Genomic DNA, 5,449 nt, shown 5'->3' with positions numbered 1-5,449 from the left:
GCTTTTGTACGATATGGCCATTCATTTGGTACATACCAATATTGAAAACTTTCCGGCCAACAGTTTAAATTTACTGGAGTTGAGGAGAACAAAAAAAGTTGAATAAAACTTTAGAGAATTAATTATTTTAAAATGGATAATTTATTCCAACAGTAAAATTAAAATTTTCGTAACGCCATTTTCTGTACTCTTCGTTGTTAACGCCATTTACTACTCTTCCCTTGGAAAAAATTTTCGGCAGCACATCATTAAAACTTAATGGAGGTACTTTCCAGCCGTTATTAATATCACTTAATTCGGGCCGTTTAAATCTAAAGCCAAAATCAAGTCTTATTACAAAATAATTAAAATCAAGCCTGAAACCTGTGCCGGCATTTACGCCTAATTCTTTCCAAAAATTTTTGGCTTTAAATTGGGCACTGTCTAAACTCCCATTGGTTTTTGAATTACGGATATTCCAAACGTTACCAATATCAATAAAAAATGCCTGCTTAAGTATTAAAGTGTTGGGTACTATTTGTGCAATATCAAAACGGTATTCTACATTAGTTTCAAATTGTAAATCGCCGGTACGGTCGTTAAACCTGTTTGCGCCATAAGGCGCCAAAGGCTGAGAACCACGGCCAATTCCACGTACAGGCCAGCCCCTCATACTGTTGCTTCCACCACCAAAATATTGTTTAAAAAATGGAAGGGTAGTATCTTTTTTAGAAGCAATGCCTACACCCGCAAATGTGCGAAACACAAAGGCAGATTTTGCCCTGGTTGTTGAAAAAGTATATTCTATATCCGATTTTAAATACTGCCGTAGATAAGTATTTAAAATATTAAGTTTCCTCAGAGGTACCGGTAAGGGAATCAGAGGGAATCCAGATTCTTCAACATTAATTTTAAAAGTATGCTGCCGGTTAGTATGTTTGGGATTAATATACCTGCTTGAATAGCCAACGCTTGCACCTGCAACTAATGCAGTATTAAACGAGTACCTTAAAAAAGGATTGTTTGTCAGGATGGCATCAAATTCCGGGCTTTGATTAAACAGCCTTGTAAATTCAATATTTAATGGTTTTACCACCCACTGGGCATTTCTCCGGTTTTTAAAACTGTAACCAATTGCTAAATTGGTAGATTGTAAATTAAATAAACTGATGCGGTTAACATAAGAGCCGGTAATGTTATAAAATGTTTCAGGTGCTACAACATGTTTACTGTTTGTAACCCATTTAGGCAGTAATATAAAACGAGGTATAATACCAGTGTTTGATAAACTTAAGTCGTTAGAGTTAATAATATTGCTTGTGTTGGTTTTAAAAGATTTAAGGTTTAACTCAACACCTGCACTTAAAGAAGTAATCATTTTAATGCCTTCTTTTCTTACGTTACGGTTGGTTAAAGAAACATTACCCGAAAGGCCTAAAAGATTTCCTGAATTAGCTGCTGTAACATTATTGGTATTGCTGGTAGCCGAAAAATTTGTTTCAATACCTGCCTCACGGCTAAATTGTTTTGCTGGTATCAGTTGTACAATAAGATTAATTTTTTTAATGCTGTCATTATCTTTTACTTCCACAATTTCTATATTGGCACTTTGCCAAACACCCGCCCTGGAGTAATTGTTCAGCGTTTTGTAAAATGTTGATTGATTATACAGGTCACCTTTTTTTAAAAGCATCATCCTGCTTAAATAAATAGAGCGGAATTTTCTTGTATGATAACGTATTATGTTAAGACTATTGGTAACCCTTTCTGTTAACGTTGGGTCGGTAAGTGAATCACCGGGTTTATAATCGGGCAGTATGTAAATGTTATTGATGTAATATTTTTTAAGTTTGTTACTGTCTGCAGGTGGATTTAAAACTACCGCTAATTTTATTTTAGGCGAATCCTTTTTTTGCTGAGCTTCTGCAAACAAACGTAATTGTTCAAAGGGGTCATCACTAACACTGGTTAATGCTTCCAGCGAAGTATCGCCTCTCATTTTTAATTCTTCGGGAGTAATTTTGTAATAGCCGTTATTTTTATACAACTCAACCAGCCTGTTTATTTCACCCAGTACTGCAGCTTTAGTTACCGGTTTTTCTTCCTCCAGTAAACTCTTGCTCATATTTTCATTGGCTAATTGCTGCAGGTCGGGTTTTTTAAGATAATAATTTATAGTATCAATAAGTGTTGGTTTGCCTGGTTCAATTATATATTTTACATGAACCCTTAACTGATCGTTTTTTTTAGTTGTATCAGCTTTGTAAGATGCAATTGCTCTGTAATAACCCAAATGAAACATGGAAGACTGCATATTTTTTGCAGACTTTGCAGCCGAAGCGGTATCAAATACTGCAGGCTTATTATAAACATGACGGATAAAATAGTGGTCCACCACATTTATTTTAGAGCTGTCATCCAATTGTGCATTTAAACGTGATTTTAATGCAATCAGTTCGTCCCTGTTAAAATTTCCTCCCTTAACTTCGAAGGTGTTACTGGTAACAAAAGGTTTGTCTTTTTGATATTTTTTGGGTACAATACAGGAAGACAGCACCAGTGAAAGAAAAAAAATATTCTTTAATTGCTGAAAAAGCCTTGATTTTGGAAAGGTGCTTAGAGGCATAAATTTTATTAGTCTGTAATGTTTAACAAAACACATACCAAATATATCCAAAGTTTGCACCATAAAAAATTCAGGGACGAAAATGGTGTTTTTATTGCCGAAGGTACAAAAGTAGTTTTGGAATTATTAGACAGCAGGGAATTTTTATGCCTGCAACTGTTTGCTGTAAACGATTGGTTGAATAGTAACGAAAAAGCATTACAAAAATTTTCGGGCATTGAAGTTTTGGAAGTTAGGGATTTTGAACTTTTAAAAATATCGCTGCTTACCACACCCAATAGTGTATTGGCAGTTTTTAAAAAGAAAACAGCAACAGCAATAAAAAGTAGTAAGAAAAAAATAACGCTTTTGCTGGATACCATTCAGGATCCCGGCAATTTAGGTACTATCATTCGTACTGCCGATTGGTTTGGCATAGAAAATATAATTTGTTCGCCTGCATGCGCCGATATGTATAACCCTAAAGTAGTGCAAAGTACTATGGGCAGCTTAGCAAGGGTAAATATTTTTTATACTGATTTGGAAGAATGGCTGCAAAAAAATAATACCGTAAAAAAATATGCTGCTGCATTAAATGGTAAAAATATAAACAGCTTAAAAGAAATTGATGAAGCCATAATAATAATTGGCAACGAAGGAAAAGGAATAAGTGATGCCGTAATGAAATTAGTGGATGAAAAAATTACTATACCCAAAAGGGGAGAGGCAGAATCGCTGAATGCGGCTGTGGCAACGGGGATTATTTTAGCGGCGGTTTGTGGTTAGTTGATTGGTTTAATAGTTAACTGGTTAATTTGGAAGATCATTATTTATTTATGCTTTTCTATTACAACACAATAAGACAATAACAATTTTTATTAGTAATCAACCAATAAACAAATTAACCAGTAAACCAATTAACGAAACTGTATTGCCTTAACCGGTTTTATTTTTTTAATAAGAAGTGTAGGAATTATAAGCGTTGCAAAACAAATTATTAAAGTGCCCACACAAATTAATAATACCTGCCACCACACCACTTCGGCATGTGCTTTATCCATATAGTAAGCATTTTCATCTAAAGTAATAAAACCTGTCTTTTCCTGCAGCCAGCAAATGCCCAGGCCAAATATTGCGCCCAGCACAACACCGGCAATAGCAATAAAAGAAGTGTTATATAAAAATATTTGCTGCACATTCCAGTCGCTGGCACCAACGGCTTTTAAAATCCCTGTCATTCTTGTACGCTCCAGCACTAAAATTAAAAGACAGGTAATAAGATTCACTGCTGCAACTATCACCATGATAATTAATAAAATGTTTTTTATTCTTTCCTGCAGTGCCAGCCAGTCGAAAATATTGGGGTAAGTTTCTTTAATGGTTTTGCTGTACCAGGTTTGTGGCAGCACATCCACTTCGTGTATTATTTTATTTATGGCATCTGTTTTTTTATAATCGTATAAAAAAATTTCGTAGCCACCAATTTGGTCGGGTGCCCAGTTATTTAACCGTCTTATTAAATTAATATGGCAAATGCCAAATGCTTTATCATATTCTTCTATAGATGTTTTGTAAATGCCGGTAATTTGTAAACGCCGCCGCCGGGCATTGCTAACACCACTGCCATCTATAAAAACTACATCCACACTATCGTTAATATTTAATTTTAATTGATTGGCTGTATATTCCGACAGTACAATTTCTTTACTGTAACCGCTGTCTTTTACATTCATCCATCTGCCTTGTTTTAAAAGGTTGTTCATACGGCTAAAATCAAAAGTAGAATCAACACCTTTTAACAAAACGCTTTCAATTTCGTTTTTGTATTTTAAGATGGCCGATTTAGTAGCATACCTCTCTACACTTTTTATTTCGGGTATTTTTTTTAAATTATTTTCTACGGTTAGGTTTTGATCAATGGGATATTCTTCGGCAATACTAACTTTATTTTCAAGGTCCTGCTGCACACGTATATGACCCCAAAAGCTAAACACTTTATTGCTGATTACCTGCTGAAAACCGTTTACAAAGCTCATGGCAATAATCATTACTGCCACACTTATGGCGGTAGCTGCAACTGCAAGGCGTATAATAAAACGGGAGAAAGTTTTCTCCCTGTTAAAGGCAATTCTTTTTGCTATAAAAACGGATATATTCAAATGGCATACTTTTGGTATCTTACAAATGTATTTTATTTAAACGTAAAGATTACACATAACATGATAAAAGTTCAATCTTGCAATGCCGTACAAGGGAGGTTCTTCTTTCCTTTTACTAAAAGAAAAGAAGAACAGAACAAGTTCACAACGATGATGACAGAATTAATAAAGCCTGGACAAAAATTGTTTTTATTTTTTGTTTTTATTTTCATCTTTTCAAATGCATTTGCTCAAACTCCTGATGCAATTTACAAACCCAACATACAATGTGTACGCTTTCATCCTTATGGCGATCAAACCGCACTGGCCATTTACAACCTTAACAGCGGCGATCAGTTAGAATTAAATTTTGATGACCTGGATGCCAACGTAAAAAGTTACTACTATACTTTTCAATTGTGCGATTATAACTGGAAGCCGGTTGACATCAGCCCGTTTATGTACATTAAAGGATTTACACAACAGCGTATTGCCACCAACCGTTATTCGTCCATTGCATTTACAAAATATACACACTATCAGGCCATAGTACCCGACAGAAATACTACAATCACTTTATCAGGTAATTATCTTCTTAAGCCTATGGGCGAAGAGTCTCTTTACACGCTTTATTTGTCAGGTGCCAATGCGCTGGTAAATCGCAAAAAACTGATTGAGCTAGGTGGATTTGATGAAATATTTTCTCCCTTCTATATAGAGGACTGTG

At 35.0% G+C, this 5,449-nt stretch carries 4 protein-coding genes; 2 read left to right on the top strand and 2 right to left on the bottom strand.

Going from position 1 to position 5,449, the window contains the following annotated elements:
* Window positions 1-127: 127 nt before the first annotated feature.
* Window positions 128-2,605: a translocation and assembly module lipoprotein TamL gene (gene tamL / locus ACY65O_RS07005; RefSeq protein ID WP_462220137.1), complete on the bottom strand. Its 2,478-nt coding sequence runs from the start codon at window positions 2,603-2,605 to the stop codon at window positions 128-130.
* 18 nt (window positions 2,606-2,623) lie between these two features.
* Here tamL and ACY65O_RS07000 point away from each other — a divergent pair, with 18 nt between their 5' ends.
* On the top strand, window positions 2,624-3,370 hold the full coding sequence (locus tag ACY65O_RS07000) for a TrmH family RNA methyltransferase (RefSeq protein ID WP_462220136.1): 747 nt from the start codon (window positions 2,624-2,626) through the stop codon (window positions 3,368-3,370).
* 131 nt (window positions 3,371-3,501) lie between these two features.
* On the opposite strand, the gene ACY65O_RS06995 is transcribed toward ACY65O_RS07000, so the two are convergent.
* Entirely contained in the window at window positions 3,502-4,743 is a 1,242-nt protein-coding gene (locus ACY65O_RS06995; protein ID WP_462220135.1) for an ABC transporter permease, read from the bottom strand.
* On the opposite strand from ACY65O_RS06995, the gene ACY65O_RS06990 reads away from it, so the two are divergent.
* The coding region (locus ACY65O_RS06990) for a type IX secretion system plug protein (RefSeq protein ID WP_462220134.1) at window positions 4,744-5,449 on the top strand (706 nt) is incomplete at its 3' end.

This window comes from Ferruginibacter sp., from assembly GCF_031430955.1.
GTDB lineage: Bacteria > Bacteroidota > Bacteroidia > Chitinophagales > Chitinophagaceae > Ferruginibacter.
This window is presented reverse-complemented; position numbering and strand designations above follow the sequence as displayed.